Source organism: Burkholderia theae, assembly GCF_048565265.1.
Classification (GTDB): Bacteria; Pseudomonadota; Gammaproteobacteria; order Burkholderiales; family Burkholderiaceae; genus Burkholderia; species Burkholderia theae.
In genome coordinates this window covers 1,728,638-1,742,992 of sequence record NZ_CP183462.1, presented here as the reverse complement: position 1 = coordinate 1,742,992, position 14,355 = coordinate 1,728,638, and the positions used below count along the sequence as shown (strand labels likewise).

Below are 14,355 nucleotides of genomic sequence, written 5' to 3'. Positions count from 1 at the left end.
CGTGCGGCCCGTCGAGGCCGCGTGGAGGGCGTCACTCGGGCTTTCCATCATGACCATTTTCCAGTTGCGTGCGCCACGGGCGTCACGCAATGCCTGTGCGCGGCGCATGCCGCGCATGCTGAAACTTACCGTTCCCGCGCTGGCCGTCGGCGCCATGGCCGCAAGCGCCGCCGCGGCCGAAACGGCGCGCACGGCCGGCGCGCCGGCTGACGACGCGGCCGCGCTGCTGCCACCCGTCGAGGTCGTCGCGTCGCCGCTGAGGACACCGCTCGTCGTCGTCACGGATCCGAAGGCGCCGCGCCAGCCGCTGCCCGCCAGCGACGGCGCCGATTACCTGAAAACGATCCCCGGCTTCACGTCGATCCGCAGCGGCGGCACGAACGGCGACCCCGTGCTGCGCGGGATGTTCGGTTCGCGGCTGAACATCCTGGCGAACGGGATGCCGACGCTCGGCGCATGCCCGAACCGGATGGATGCACCGACGTCGTACATCGCACCGGAAAGCTATGACAAGGTCACCGTCGTGAAGGGGCCTCAATCCGTGCTGTATGGCCCGGGCGCGTCGGCCGGCACCGTGTTGTTCGAGCGCGTGACGCCGCGATTCGACAAACCGGGCATGCGGTTCGACGGCAGCCTCGTCGGCGGCTCGTTCGGGCGCAACGACCAGAACATCGACGTGACGGCCGGCATGCCGGACGTCTACGGCCGCGTGACCGCGAACCACGCGCATTCGCAGGACTACAAGGACGGCAACGGCAACACGGTGCCGTCGCAGTGGGACAAGTGGAACGCCGATGCGGCACTCGGCTGGACGCCCGACGACCACACGCGCGTCGAACTGACGGCCGGCACGGGCGACGGTTACGCGAAGTACGCAGGCCGCGGGATGGACGGCGCGCATTTCCGCCGCGAGACGTTCGGCCTGTCGTTCGACAAGCGGCATCTCGGCGACGTGCTCGACCGCATCGAAGCGCGCGTGTACTACAACGAAGCCGACCACGTGATGGACAACACCACGTTGCGGCAGCCCGACCCGACCAGCAGCATGCCGATGCGGATGGCGGCCGAGGTGCGGCGCCGCACGTTCGGCGCGCGCGCGGCGGCGACGTTCCGTTTCGGCGACGACTTCAAGCTCGTGACAGGTGTCGACGCGCAATCGAACCGGCTCGATTCGCGTTCGGCGATGGGGTCGCAGAACTACGGCGACCAGCCGTGGGATGCGCAGGCGACGATGTGGAACGCGGGCGCGTTCGGCGAGCTGACGTGGTATGCGAGCGACGTGTCGCGCGTGATCGGCGGCGCGCGCATCGACTATGCGAGCGCACGCGACAAACGCGCGACGGTGAGCGGCATGATGATGAGCAAGCCGAATCCGACCTTCGACGACGATCGCGCGCGCGTGCTGCCCAGCGGCTTCGTGCGCTACGAACGCGATCTCGCGTCGCTGCCTGTCACGTGGTACGCGGGGATCGGTCATGCGGAGCGCTACCCCGACTACTGGGAGCTGTTCTCCGCGAATCGCGGGCCGGCCGGTTCGGTCAACGCATTTTCGTCGGTGCAGCCGGAGAAGACCACGCAGCTCGACATCGGCGCGCAATACAGGAGCGACCGGTTCGACGCATGGGTGTCGGCCTATGCGGGCTACGTGCAGGACTTCATCCTGTTCAACTACAGCGCCGGCATGATGGGCTCGACCACGCAGGCCACCAACGTCAACGCGCAGATCATGGGCGGCGAAGCGGGCGTGTCGTGGCGGCCGGTTGCGCCGCTGCGCGTCGAGACGTCGCTCGCGTATGCGTGGGGGCGCAACGTGGCGAGCGGCGATCCGTTGCCGCAGATGCCGCCGCTCGAGGCGCGTTTCGGGCTCGAATACACGCGCGGTGCATGGTCGGCCGGTGGCCTGTGGCGGATCGTTGCGCCGCAGCATCGATATGCACTGAATGAGGGCAACGTAGTCGGCAAGGACTTCGGTCCGAGCGCCGGATTCGGCGTGCTGTCGCTGCATACGCAATACAACGTCAGCAAGACCGTGCAGATCTCGGTCGGCGTCGACAACGTGCTGAACAAGGCCTACGCGGAGCACCTGAACCTCGCCGGCAACGCGGGTTTCGGTTATCCGGCGAACGCGCCGGTGATGGAACCGGGCCGTACCGCGTGGTTGCGCGTGAGCGCGAAGCTGTAGCGCGCGACGCGTGTGCGTTGCAGCAAATGCGCGCACGAACGCGGCCCCGCCCGAACGGGCGGGGTGCGTCAACCGATTAGAGAACCGTGTCTAGTCAGGGCGCAAACGTTGGCTAGTCGTGCTTCACTCCCGCATTCGACGGTCACGGCGCACACGAGGGCGCTGCATGCGTCGATTCGAGTTCATTCGCACCGGCAGCACAATAATCAGGAGAACATGCATGGCCAGATCGATGCGTTCCAGGGTGGTGGCAGGGGCAGTGGCATGCGCGATGAGCGCCGCGCCGTTCGCGGGGATGACCGCGGCGATGACGCTCGCGACGACGCACGCGGCAATGGCGGCGAGTGCGCCCGCCGACAACTACGCGGCGACGCGCTATCCGATCATTCTCGTGCACGGGCTCACGGGCACCGACAAATACGCAGGTGTGCTCGAGTACTGGTACGGGATCCAGGAGGACCTGCAGCAGCATGGCGCGACCGTCTATGTCGCGAACCTGTCGGGCTTCCAGAGCGACGACGGCCCGAATGGGCGCGGCGAACAGTTGCTGGCCTACGTGAAGACGGTACTCGCCGCGACGGGGGCGACCAAGGTCAATCTCGTCGGTCACAGCCAGGGCGGGCTGACGTCGCGTTATGTCGCGGCCGTCGCGCCCGATCTGGTCGCGTCGGTGACGACGATCGGCACGCCGCATCGCGGCTCCGAGTTCGCCGACTTCGTGCAGGGCGTGCTCGCGTACGATCCGACCGGGCTGTCGTCGACGGTGATCGCCGCGTTCGTCAATGTATTCGGCATCCTCACGAGCAGCAGCAACAACACGAACCAGGACGCGCTCGCGGCGCTGAAGACGCTGACGACCGCACAGGCCGCCACGTACAACCAGAACTACCCGAGCGCGGGCCTCGGTGCGCCGGGCAGTTGCCAGACCGGCGCATCGACGGAAACCGTCGGCGGCAACACGCATCGGCTGTATTCGTGGGCCGGCACCGCGATCCAGCCGACGATCTCCGTGCTGGGCGTCACGGGTGCGACGGATACGAGCACCATTCCGCTCGTCGATCCGGCGAACGCGCTCGACCCGTCGACGCTCGCGCTGTTCGGCACCGGCACGGTGATGGTCAACCGCGGTTCGGGCCAGAACGACGGGGTCGTGTCGAAGTGCAGTGCGTTGTACGGCCAGGTGCTGAGCACGAGCTACAAGTGGAACCATCTCGACGAGATCAACCAGTTGCTCGGCGTGCGCGGCGCGAATGCGGAAGATCCGGTCGCGGTGATCCGCACGCATGCGAACCGGCTGAAGCTCGCGGGCGTGTGATCGATGACGGCACGTGAAGGGCGCGCGCCGCTGGCGCGGCGCGCTGTGGTCTACGGTGTCGTGGGGCTGGCGGCGATCGCCGGCATCGCGATGTGGAGCGGTGCGGGATGGCATCGCGGTACCGGCACGGCCGGCGAGTTGCCGGACGCGGCCGCGGCAGGCGGGGCGGCTGCCGCACCGCCGCAGGCCGCGCTGCCGGCGAGCACGGGCCTGCCGTCGTCGCTGGCCGGCTCCAGCGCGCCGCGGCTGCCGCTCGATGCCGGCGGCCATCTTGCGAAGTCGCGCGCGGTGCGCGATTTCTTCGACTATTGCCTGACCGCGCAGAGTGACCTGAGCGCGGCCGCGCTCGATGCGTTCGTCGTACGCCAGATCGCCGCGCAGCTCGACGGCACGGTTGCGCAGGCCGAGGCGCTCGACGTCTGGCACCGGTATCGCGCGTACCTCGACGCGCTCGCGAAGTTGCGCGATGCCGGCGCGGTCGACAAGTCCGACCTGGGGGCGCTGCAGCTCGCGCTCGACCAGCGCGCGTCGATCGCGTACCGCACGCTCGGCGACTGGAGCCAGCCGTTTTTCGGCGCGGAGCAGTGGCGGCAGCGCTACGATCTCGCGCGACTGAAGATCGCGCAGGATCGCACGCTGACGGATGCGCAGAAGGCCGAGCGGCTCGCGGCGCTCGAGCAGCAGATGCCGGCCGACGAACGCGCCGCGCAGCAGCGGGTCGACCAGCAGCGGGCCGCGATCGACCAGATCGCGCAATTGCAGAAGAGCGGCGCGACGCCCGATGCGATGCGTGCGCAACTGACGCAGACGCTCGGCCCGGAAGCCGCCGCGCGCGTCGCGCAGATGCAGCAGGACGACGCATCGTGGCAGAGCCGTTACGCGGACTATGCAACGCAGCGTGCGCAGATCGAGTCGGCCGGCCTGTCGCCGCAGGATCGCGATGCACAGATCGCCGCGTTGCGGCAGCGCGTGTTCACGAAACCCGGCGAAGCAGTGCGGGCGGCATCGCTCGATCGCGGCGCGGGCAGCGCGCAGTAACGCGGGCGGCGCGCTGCGCGTGACCGGCCCTAGGCCGCGCGCGTGATGTGTCGCGGCAGATGTTGCTCGATGGTATCCGCGAGCGTGTCGAACGCGGGCCCGATGCCTTCGTGCGCGACGCACGCATAACCGAGCAGCAGGCCGCGCCGCGCGGTGTCCTGGCGGCTGTAGTAGCTGGTGAGCGGACGCACGATCACGCCCGCGTCGAACGCGCTCTGCGTGACCGCGCGATCGTCGCAGGCGTCGGGCAGGCCGAGCACCAGGTGCAGGCCGGCTTCGTCGCCCATCACGGGCAGCGCGTCGCCGAAGCGCGCGCGGATCGCGTCGATCATCAGTTGCCGGCGCTCGCCGTACAGCGTGCGCATCCGCCTGACGTGCGAAGTCAGGTGACCGTCCATGATGAATTCGGCGAGCACGGCCTGCTGCATCAGCTGGCCCTCGCGATACAACTCCGACAACCCCGTGCGGAACGTGTCGACCAGATGCTCGGGCACGACCATGTAGCCCATCCGCAGCCCCGGGAACAGCATCTTGCCGAGGCTGCCGACGTAGATCACGCGGCCGCCGTCGTCGAGCCCCTGCAGCGACGCGAGCGGCCGGCTGCCGTAGCGGAATTCGCTGTCGTAGTCGTCCTCGATGATCCAGCAGCGGTGCTGGCGCGCGTATTCGAGCAGCATCCGGCGGCGCGCGAGACTCATCACCATGCCGAGCGGGTACTGATGCGACGGCGTGACGAGCACGAGCCGCGGCGGATGCTGCATGTCGCTGGCACGCGGATCGAGCCCTTCCTGGTCGACCGGCACCGGCGCGAGCGTGAGGCCGGCCGCCTGCAATACGCTGCGCACGCCCCAGTAACACGGTTCCTCGACCCACGCGCGATCGCCGATGTCGGACAGCAGCCGCACCGCGAGATCGATCGACTGGTGGATGCCCGTCGTGATGATCACCTGGTCCGGCGAGCATTTGACCGAGCGCGCGACGCGCAGGTAATCGGCGAGCGCGCGCCGCAACGGCCGATAGCCGCCGCCCGGCGCATAGGTCAGCAGCTCGGGGTTCGCCTCCTTCCACAGCCGCGCCTGCAGGCGGCTCCACGTGCGGCTCGGAAATTCCGACACGTCCGGGACGCCCGGCATGAACGCGCCCCATTGGCGCCGCGACACCCCCGCGTGCTCGATCAGTTGCCGGCCGCGCATCGACAGGCTGCCCTGTGCGTCCGGCGCCGGTTCATCGGCGTCGGTCGGCGGCGGCGCGGCGCCCGGCGCCTGGATCGCCGCGGCGTCCGGGCGCGTGTCGGCCACATAGGTGCCGCTGCCGGTCGTCGTCAGCACGTAGCCTTCGGCCGTCAACTGGTCGTACACGTGCAGCACGGTATTGCGCGCGATCGACAGGTCCGCCGCGAGCGTGCGGGAACTGGGCAGTTTCGTTCCTGGCCCTAATTCCCCGGTCAGGATGGCCTGCTGCATCTGCTGGAGCAACTGCCGGTACATCGGCTCGGACGAGCCGCGGTCGAGGCGGGCGGAGAGCCAGTCGGCGAGGATCACGGTATCCAAAGTGGTCCTACTAGTAATATTGAAATGGTTCCCTATTGTAGAACCGTGTGCGCCGTATAGTGGCTCGCATCTCAAAATCAATTGTCGCGAAGCAAGGGGACAGCCACGATGAAGTCCGATGATGTGATCGTCAGCTTTCGCGGCGTGCGGAAGACCTACGACGGCGAGACGCTGGTCGTCAAATCGCTCGACCTCGATATCCACCAGGGGGAATTCCTGACGCTGCTCGGGCCGTCGGGCTCGGGCAAGACGACCTGCCTGATGATGCTGGCCGGTTTCGAGTTTCCGACGGGCGGCGAGATCCGCCTCGACGGCGAGCTGCTGAACAACGTGCCGCCGCACAAGCGCAACATCGGCATGGTGTTCCAGAACTACGCGCTGTTTCCGCACCTGACGGTCGAGCAGAACGTCGCGTATCCGCTGACCGTGCGCAAGCTGCCGGCCGCCGAGCGCGCGGAGCGCGTCGCGCACGCGCTGAAGATGGTGCAGATGGAGCGCTTCGCGAAACGCTATCCGGCGCAGCTGTCGGGCGGCCAGCAGCAGCGCATCGCGCTGGCGCGTGCGCTCGTGTTCGAGCCGAAGCTCGTGCTGATGGACGAGCCGCTTGGCGCGCTCGACAAGCAGCTGCGCGAACACATGCAATACGAACTGAAGGCGCTGCACGAAAAGCTCGGCGTGACCTTCGTCTACGTGACGCACGACCAGGGCGAGGCGCTGACGATGTCCGATCGCGTCGCCGTGTTCGACAAGGGCATCGTGCAGCAGCTCGACACCGTCGACCGCCTGTACGAATCGCCGTGCAACGAATTCGTCGCGAACTTCATCGGCGACAGCAACCGGCTGCGCGGCACCATCGCGCGCGTCGACGGCGAGTTCTGCGAGTTCCGGCTCGACGACGGCACGAAGCTCGTCGGCCGCCATATCGGCGACGCGGCCGAGGGCGCATCGGCCGTCGCGTGCATCCGCCCCGAACGCATGAGCCTCGCCGCGCACGGCGCGAACGGGCACGCGAACGGCGCCGCCGCCAACCGGCTGAGCGGCGAAGCGCGCAGCCTCATCTATTTCGGCGATCACGTGCGCATGCGCTGCGCGCTGCCGGGCCAGGACGAATGTTTCGTGAAGGTGCCGCTCGGCACCGGCGCGCTCGACGCGTTCTCGCCCGGCGCGCCGGTCTCGCTCGCGTTCGCGCCCGAACACCTGCGTGTGTTCGCATGAGCATGGCTTCCCCGATTTTCCGTAGCACGTCGTCAACAACAACTGCCCACTTCCACCACGAGAGGAGAGGAACCACCATGAACCGAGCAAGCTTTACCGCGCGTCGCACCGCGCTGGCACTGGCGCTCGCCGTAGTCGGCGCATCGGCTTCGGCCGCCGAGCTCACGGTCGTCAACTTCGGCGGCGCGAACGGCGACGCGCAGAAGGCCGCGTTCAACCAGCCGTTCGAGAAGGCAACCGGCAACAAGGTCACCGCCGTGGAATACAACGGCGAGCAGGCGAAAGTGAAGGCGATGGTCGAGGCGAAGCACGTCAACTGGGACGTGGTCGAAGTCGAATCGGGCGACCTGAACCGCGGCTGCGACGAAGGGCTGTACGAGAAGCTCGACTGGTCGAAGATCGCGAAGAAGTCCGACCTGATTCCGGAATCGCCGCAGGTGTGCGGCGTCGGCTTCTTCGTGTGGTCGACGGCGCTGTCGTACAACGCCGACAAGCTGAAGTCGGCGCCGACCGGCTGGGCCGATTTCTGGAACGTGAAGAAATTCCCCGGCAAGCGCGGGATGCGCAAGGGCGCGCGCTACAACCTCGAATTCGCGCTGATGGCCGACGGCGTCGCGACGAAGGACGTGTACAAGGTGCTCGGCACGAAGGCCGGCCAGGACCGCGCGTTCAAGAAGCTCGACGAGCTGAAGCCGTACATCCAGTGGTGGGAAGCGGGCGCGCAGCCGCCGCAGTTCCTCGTCGCCGGCGACGTCGTGATGTCGACCGCGTACAACGGCCGCATCGACGCCGCGCAGAAGGAAGGCAAGAACCTGAAGGTGGTGTGGAACGGCAGCATCTACGACCTCGACTACTGGGCGATTCCGAAGGGCTCGCCGAACAAGGCGCTGGCCGAGCAGTACATCGCGTACTCGCTGACGCCGAAGCCGCAGCAGGCGTATGCGCAGCACATCGCGTACGGCCCCGCGAACATCGCGGCGATCAAGTCGCTCGACGCGAAGACGCTCGCGAACCTGCCGAACTCGCCGGCCAACGGCAAGAACGCGGTGCTCGAGGATATCGGCTTCTGGACCGACCACAGCGACGAGCTCGAGCAGCGTTTCACCGCGTGGGCGACGAAGTAACCGTTCAGGCATCCTGATGCAACCGGCCGCGCGGCGCGTCATTCGCGTCGCGCGGCATTCCGCCGGAGCGTGCCCGGCCGGAGAGAACCGTTGAATACGATGACGATCGCGCCTTCCTCGCCGTCGACCGCCGCGCTCAAGCGCGAGCTGAAGGCCGCCGAGGCCCGCAAGCGCACGATGGCGCTGCTGCTGGTCGCGCCGCTCGCGATTTTCCTGCTGCTGATCTTCGTCGTGCCGATCGGCACGCTGCTCACGCGCGCGGTGCAGAACCCCGAGATCGCGACCGCGCTGCCGAACACGATCGCCGCGCTGTCGGGCTGGGACCGCAAGGCGCCGCCGGCCGACGCCGCATACGTCGCGCTCGCGGCCGACATGACGAAGGTGGCCGACAGCGAAGCGATGGGCGCGCTCGCGCGGCGGCTGAACACCGAAATTCCGGGCTATCGCTCGCTCGTCGCGAAGACGGCGCGCGCGATGCCGCTGAAGGGCGACAACGACGCGGCGCTGACGCCCGCGCAGACGCGCGCGAAAATCATCGACCTCGACGCGCGCTGGGGCGACGTCGCGTACTGGCAGTCGATCGCGAAGAACGGCAGCCAGATGTCGCCGTTCTACCTGCTCGCGGCGCTCGACCACAAGCAGGACGGCTTCGGTCATATCGTGCAGGCCGATCCCGACCAGTCGATCTACCTCGCGATCTTCGGCCGCACGTTCGTGATCGGCGTTGCCGTCACGCTGTTCGCGCTGCTGCTCGGCTATCCGCTCGCGTACTGGATCTCGACGCTGTCGGAGCGGCGCGCGAACCTCGTGATGATCCTCGTGCTGATTCCGTTCTGGACCTCGGTGCTGGTGCGCGTCGCCGCGTGGATCGTGCTGCTGCAGAGCGAAGGGCTCATCAACAAGGCGCTGATCGGCAGCGGGCTGATCTCGCATCCGCTGACGCTGCTGTTCAACCGCGTCGGCGTGTACATCTCGATGACGCACATCCTGCTGCCGTTCATGATCCTGCCGCTGTACAGCGTGATGAAGTCGATCCCGCCGACCTACCAGCGTGCGGCCGTGTCGCTCGGCAGCCACCCGTTCGCCGCGTTCTGGCGCGTGTACGTGCCGCAGACCTATCCGGGCGTCGGCGCGGGCGCGCTGCTCGTGTTCATCCTCGCGATCGGCTACTACATCACGCCCGCGCTGCTCGGCGGGCCGAACGACCAGATGGTCAGCTACTACGTCGCGTACTTCACGAACGTGACGATCAACTGGGGCATGGCGTGCGCGCTCGGCGGGCTGCTGCTCGCGGCGACGCTCGTGCTGTACGCGGTGTACGGGCGCTTCACGCGCACCAACGTGAGTCTCGGCTGAGCGCCGCGCACCAGGAAACGGGAAAGGGAATCCGACCATGAAACTCGCCAGGCCGCTGTTCGCGCCGCACATGTCGTTCGTCGAGCGCGCGTGGTACGTCGCGCTGCGCGTGCTCGTCGTGCTGACGCTGCTGTACCTGATCCTGCCGGTACTCGCGATCGTACCGCTGTCGTTCTCGTCGAGCACGTTCCTCGTCTATCCGATCCCGGGCTTCTCGACGCGCTGGTACGAGAACCTGCTCGCGTCGGACGAGTGGCGCATGGCGGCGAAGAACAGCTTCATCGTCGCACCGTCGGCGACCGTCGTCGCGACCGTGCTCGGTACGCTCGCCGCGATCGGTCTCACGAAGGCCGATTTCCGAGGCAAGGGGCTGCTGATGGCCGTGCTGCTGTCGCCGATGATCGTGCCGGTCGTCGTGGTCGGCGTCGGCATGTACCTGTTCTTCGCGCCGCTCGGGCTTGCGAATACCTACACGGGGCTGATCGCCGCGCACGCGGCGCTCGGCGTGCCGTTCGTCGTGACGACGGTCGCCGCGACGCTGCAGGGCTTCAACCAGAACCTCGTGCGCGCGAGCCTGTCGCTCGGCGCGAATCCCGTGTCGACCTTCTTTCGCGTGACGCTGCCGGTGATCGCGCCGGGCGTGATGTCGGGCGCGCTGTTCGCGTTCGCGACGTCGTTCGACGAAGTCGTCGTCACGCTGTTCCTCGCGGGCGCCGATCAGACGACGCTGCCGCGCCAGATGTTCACGGGCATCCGCGAGAACATCAGCCCGACGATCGCCGCGCTCGCGACGATCCTGATCATCTTCTCGACGAGCCTGCTGCTCGCGCTCGAATGGCTGCGCGGCCGCAATGCGCGGCGCGCGGTGACGTGACGGCGGCAGCGGGGCGGCGCAGTTCGTTGCGCGAACAACGACGTAGCGAAACGACACGCAAGCTTTCGTTTCGCTGACTGACGACGCGGCCGCCTGCACGTTCGATGCGGCTCTGCAACAATACGGTTCGCGACGGCATGCGAGCCGGTTTCACCGCATGGCACGCACGCCGCCGCGCCGCTCAATCCGCGACGCCGCGCGTCGCTCGTCAGCCGAGCCCATCTTGTCCGAATTCGCTTCTCCCGCCGGCGCCAGCGAGCCGGCCGTCAACTGGCGCGCGATGTCCGCCGTGCTGCTGGCCGTCGCGCTCGCGACGCTCGACACCGCGATCGCGAACACCGCGCTGCCCGCGATCGCCGCCGACCTGCATGCGTCGCCGGCCGCGTCCGTATGGATCATCAACGCATACCAGCTCGCGATGGTCGCGACGCTGCTGCCGTTCGCGTCGCTCGGCGACATCGTCGGCCACAAGCGCGTGTATATCGCCGGGCTCGCGGTGTTCACGCTCGCGTCGCTCGGCTGTTCGCTCGCGTCGACGCTGCCGATGCTGACGGCCGCGCGGATCGTGCAGGGCTTCGGCGCGAGCGCGATCATGAGCGTCAACGTCGCGCTGATCCGCGGCCTGTTTCCCGCGCATCGGCTCGGGCGCGGCGTCGGCTTCAACGCGCTCGTCGTCGGCGTGTCGTTCGCGGTGGGGCCGACGATCGCGTCGCTGATCCTGTCGGTCGCCGCGTGGCCGTGGCTGTTCGCGGTGAACGTGCCGCTCGGCGTGTTCGCGCTCGCAGTGGCGATTCCGTCGCTGCCGCAGACGGCACGCGGCAAGCATGCGTTCGATCCGGTCGCCGCGCTGTTCAACGTGATCACGTTCGCGTCGCTGATCTTCGCGCTTGGCGAATTCGCGCAGCGCGGGCCGCTTTCCGTCGTGTTCGCGGCGGCCGCGGTCGCGCTCGCGTTCGGCTGGCTGCTGATTCGCCGCCAGGCCGGGCACCCGGCGCCGATGCTGCCGGTCGACCTGTTTCGCCGGCCCGTGTTCACGCTGTCCGCGCTGACCGCCGTGTGCGCGTTCGCCGCGCAGGGGCTTGCGTTCGTGTCGCTGCCGTTCTATTTCGAAACCGTCCTGCATCGCAGCGCGGTCGAGACGGGGTTCCTGATGACGCCGTGGTCGGCGATCGTCGCGCTCGCCGCGCCGATCGCGGGCCGGCTGTCGGATCGTTACCCGCCGGGCCTGCTCGGCGCGATCGGGCTCGCGTTGCTGAGCGCGGGCATGGTGTCGCTCGCGGCACTGCCGGCGCTGCCGGGCGTCATCGACATCGGCTGGCGGATGATGCTGTGCGGCGCGGGTTTCGGTTTCTTCCAGTCGCCGAACCTGAAGGCGCTGATGTCGAGCGCGCCGCCCGAGCGCAGCGGCGGCGCGAGCGGGATCATCGCGACCGCGCGGCTGATCGGGCAGGCGACGGGCGCGGCGCTCGTCGCGCTGTCGTTCGGGATCGCGGGGCGCCACGGGCCGACGCTGGCGCTGATGCTTGGCGCCGGCTTCGCCGGGGCCGCGAGTGTCGCGAGCGGCTTGCGGCTGTTTGCGCCGTCGCATCGGGCCGGCGTACCGGCCGCGCCGGAGCGTGCGAAGGAGCCCGCGGCGGAGTAGGTCAAGGAAAAGTCACGAACCGGCGCGCGACCCACCACCGTCGCGCGCCGTCCTTCACACGTCGCTTAGAACCCGCCCGACTTGATCAGCTTGTTGAGGTTCGCGATATTCAGGCTGCCGAAGCCGGTCGTGTAATCCCAGCCGGTGCCCGCGGTGTAGCCATACCCCTGATAGCCGTTGTTCCCCGACACGACGTCGTAGCGCACGAGCGACGGGTTCGACGGAATCGTGCGATACAGGTTGCTGGCCGGGAAGCCGAGGCCCGTTCCGTTCGCCGCGAGCAGGCGCGCCCAGAGGCCCGTGAAGATCGGCGCGGCGAGACTCGTGCCGCCGATCTGCTGCAACTGGCCGTAGTTGTAGATATACGCGCCCGTGCTTTGCGCGGCGTCGAACGACACGTCCGGCAACTGACGGTTGCTGCCCGACTGCCACGACGGTGCGGGCAGGATCGTGCTGACGCCGCCGCCCGTCGCCCACAGCTTGCCGTTGCCGTCGAGGCCTTCGTTCCACACCGTCTCGTTCGAGAATGCGCCCGCCGACGTCGTGTACAGCGTCGTGCCGCCGATCGCGAGCACGTGCGGCGACGAAGCCGGCCACGACACCGTGTAGTTCGAGCCGTCCGGATAGCCGCGGTTGTTGCACTCGTACACGCCTTCGTCACCCGACGACACCGAGAACGTCTGGCCTTGCGCCGCGGCCGTCGTGAAGATCTGTTCCTCGGCGTTGAGCGTGCCGTCCGCGTTCGCGTCGGTCTCGCACCAGCCGAGCGACACGTTGATCACCTTCGCGGTGTTGTCCGACACGGCCTGGTTGAAGGCCTGCGTGAGGCCCGTGTTGCCGCTGGCGTTCAGGTCCGCCATGTAGAACGTGAGCTGGCCGACCTGGCCGCCGGCCGAGCCGACGATCGACTGGCTGTCGAGATCCCATTCGCCCTGGCCGTCTTGGTCGTCGCTGTAGTTGCCGCCCGCGCCGCCGGTCTGGACGGTCTGGGTCGAGACCGTGCCGTAACCGTTGCTCGACGTGAACTGGTTCAGGTCCTGCAGCGTCTGCGATACACCGCCGATCGTGATGATGCCGACGGTCACGCCGGCCGCGGTCGGCACGCCGGTCGCGTTGTAGAGGCCCGGGAATTCCTTCGGATAGTGGCCCGTCGCCGTGCCGGCCGCGAGCGCCTGCGGCTTCGCCACGTTGCCGACGCGCAGCATCGGCCGTGCGCGCGCGACGCTCTGCAGTCCGAGCACCGAGCCGACGACGTCGCCGAGCGCGCGCGGCACTTGCGCGGTCGACGCGTTCGCGAAGCCCGAGCGGCCCGCGTACTGGAAGTGCACGAGCGACGTGTTGAACGCGGTCTTCACGGTGCCGGCCGTACCGCGCGCGGACACCAGCAGCCGGTTCGGCGCGACCACGACGTTCACGAAGCCGCTCTTGTGCAGATAGTCGACGACCGACTTCACCTGCGCTTCGGTCGGCGCGTAGCTGGCGAGGAACTGCGCGTGCGTGAGGTACTTGCGGTAGTGCGCGCTGCCGGGCCGGTTCACGTCGCGCGCCAGTTGCTTGAGCTGCGCGGCGTTGCGCAGATTCAGGCTGACGACGACGTTGGTCGTTTCACCGGCCGCGAGTTCGAGCGACGGCGCGGCACTGCGCGCCATCAACTGCGGACCGGTCAGAAAGGCCTTCGTATGAGTATCGACCCAATCCGTCGTCGCATGCGCTGCAGCGGCGGCGAACACGAGCGGTGCCACGCACGCAAGGCGGCGGGGCGACGGCAGGGGCAGGGCAAACCAGGCGTTCCTTTTCATCGGGAGTCCTTTTTAGGAGAGACGACGTTGCTGGAGCCCTCGACCCTTGTGGGGCCGCGAGCGGTGACGAGCGTAGGGCGTCGGTGCCGTTCGGGTAGCTGCCAGTTTCCATAGCTGTCAGTTCTGACATCCGCGCCCGCGCTTGCACGCGATGCGTCGTACGCGCATGCAATGGCGAGCCCGGCGAACGGAACCGGTTCGCGGCACGGCGGCGCGGCAAGGCGCGACGTTCGCACGCACGAGTTGTTCGTCGCGGCAGC

10 protein-coding genes are annotated in these 14,355 nt (G+C 68.2%); 8 read left to right on the top strand and 2 right to left on the bottom strand.

Annotated elements, in window-relative coordinates:
- The first annotated feature begins 49 nt into the window (after positions 1-49).
- From ACN22W_RS25320 to ACN22W_RS25310, 3 genes are all read left to right on the top strand, one after another.
- The gene (locus tag ACN22W_RS25320; RefSeq protein ID WP_419687467.1) at positions 50-2,182 is read left to right on the top strand and encodes a TonB-dependent copper receptor; all 2,133 of its coding nucleotides are present in this window, start codon (positions 50-52) and stop codon (positions 2,180-2,182) included.
- Positions 2,183-2,402: 220 nt separating this feature from the next.
- A complete protein-coding gene (locus ACN22W_RS25315; RefSeq protein ID WP_419687466.1) occupies positions 2,403-3,497 on the top strand; it encodes an esterase/lipase family protein in 1,095 nt (364 codons plus the stop codon).
- 3 nt (positions 3,498-3,500) lie between these two features.
- Positions 3,501-4,535, top strand: a complete 1,035-nt coding sequence (locus tag ACN22W_RS25310; protein WP_419687464.1) for a lipase secretion chaperone — start codon at positions 3,501-3,503, stop codon at positions 4,533-4,535.
- 29 nt (positions 4,536-4,564) lie between these two features.
- Here the strand turns inward: ACN22W_RS25310 and ACN22W_RS25305 are convergent, their stop codons facing one another.
- The gene (locus tag ACN22W_RS25305) at positions 4,565-6,085 is read right to left on the bottom strand and encodes a PLP-dependent aminotransferase family protein (protein ID WP_343490353.1); all 1,521 of its coding nucleotides are present in this window, start codon (positions 6,083-6,085) and stop codon (positions 4,565-4,567) included.
- 108 nt (positions 6,086-6,193) lie between these two features.
- Between ACN22W_RS25305 and ACN22W_RS25300 the strand changes: the two genes are divergently transcribed.
- The 5 genes from ACN22W_RS25300 (at position 6,194) to ACN22W_RS25280 (ending at position 12,296) form a co-directional block, all read left to right on the top strand.
- Positions 6,194-7,300 (top strand): ABC transporter ATP-binding protein, encoded by a 1,107-nt coding sequence (locus ACN22W_RS25300; RefSeq protein ID WP_048250530.1) that lies wholly within the window; start codon positions 6,194-6,196, stop codon positions 7,298-7,300.
- A 77-nt stretch (positions 7,301-7,377) separates the two neighbouring features.
- Positions 7,378-8,424 (top strand): ABC transporter substrate-binding protein, encoded by a 1,047-nt coding sequence (locus ACN22W_RS25295; RefSeq protein ID WP_129516921.1) that lies wholly within the window; start codon positions 7,378-7,380, stop codon positions 8,422-8,424.
- Between the two features lie 99 nt (positions 8,425-8,523).
- The gene (locus ACN22W_RS25290) at positions 8,524-9,780 is read left to right on the top strand and encodes an ABC transporter permease (protein ID WP_193102181.1); all 1,257 of its coding nucleotides are present in this window, start codon (positions 8,524-8,526) and stop codon (positions 9,778-9,780) included.
- Positions 9,781-9,817: 37 nt separating this feature from the next.
- Positions 9,818-10,654 (top strand): ABC transporter permease, encoded by an 837-nt coding sequence (locus ACN22W_RS25285; RefSeq protein WP_419687461.1) that lies wholly within the window; start codon positions 9,818-9,820, stop codon positions 10,652-10,654.
- Between the two features lie 223 nt (positions 10,655-10,877).
- A complete protein-coding gene (locus tag ACN22W_RS25280; RefSeq protein ID WP_412024927.1) occupies positions 10,878-12,296 on the top strand; it encodes an MFS transporter in 1,419 nt (472 codons plus the stop codon).
- Between the two features lie 65 nt (positions 12,297-12,361).
- On the opposite strand, the gene ACN22W_RS25275 is transcribed toward ACN22W_RS25280, so the two are convergent.
- Positions 12,362-14,095: a S53 family peptidase gene (locus tag ACN22W_RS25275; RefSeq protein ID WP_419687460.1), complete on the bottom strand. Its 1,734-nt coding sequence runs from the start codon at positions 14,093-14,095 to the stop codon at positions 12,362-12,364.
- Positions 14,096-14,355: the final 260 nt, after the last annotated feature.

Bases quoted from the DNA above. Each gene is read 5' to 3' on its own strand.
- ACN22W_RS25300 (WP_048250530.1), top strand. From the start codon at position 6,194: ATGAAGTCCGATGATGTGATCGTCAGCTTTCGCGGCGTGCGGAAGACC.
- ACN22W_RS25275 (WP_419687460.1), bottom strand. From the start codon at position 14,095: ATGAAAAGGAACGCCTGGTTTGCCCTGCCCCTGCCGTCGCCCCGCCGC.
- ACN22W_RS25310 (WP_419687464.1), top strand. From the start codon at position 3,501: ATGACGGCACGTGAAGGGCGCGCGCCGCTGGCGCGGCGCGCTGTGGTC.
- ACN22W_RS25295 (WP_129516921.1), top strand. From the start codon at position 7,378: ATGAACCGAGCAAGCTTTACCGCGCGTCGCACCGCGCTGGCACTGGCG.
- ACN22W_RS25290 (WP_193102181.1), top strand. From the start codon at position 8,524: ATGACGATCGCGCCTTCCTCGCCGTCGACCGCCGCGCTCAAGCGCGAG.
- ACN22W_RS25285 (WP_419687461.1), top strand. From the start codon at position 9,818: ATGAAACTCGCCAGGCCGCTGTTCGCGCCGCACATGTCGTTCGTCGAG.
- ACN22W_RS25315 (WP_419687466.1), top strand. From the start codon at position 2,403: ATGGCCAGATCGATGCGTTCCAGGGTGGTGGCAGGGGCAGTGGCATGC.
- ACN22W_RS25320 (WP_419687467.1), top strand. From the start codon at position 50: ATGACCATTTTCCAGTTGCGTGCGCCACGGGCGTCACGCAATGCCTGT.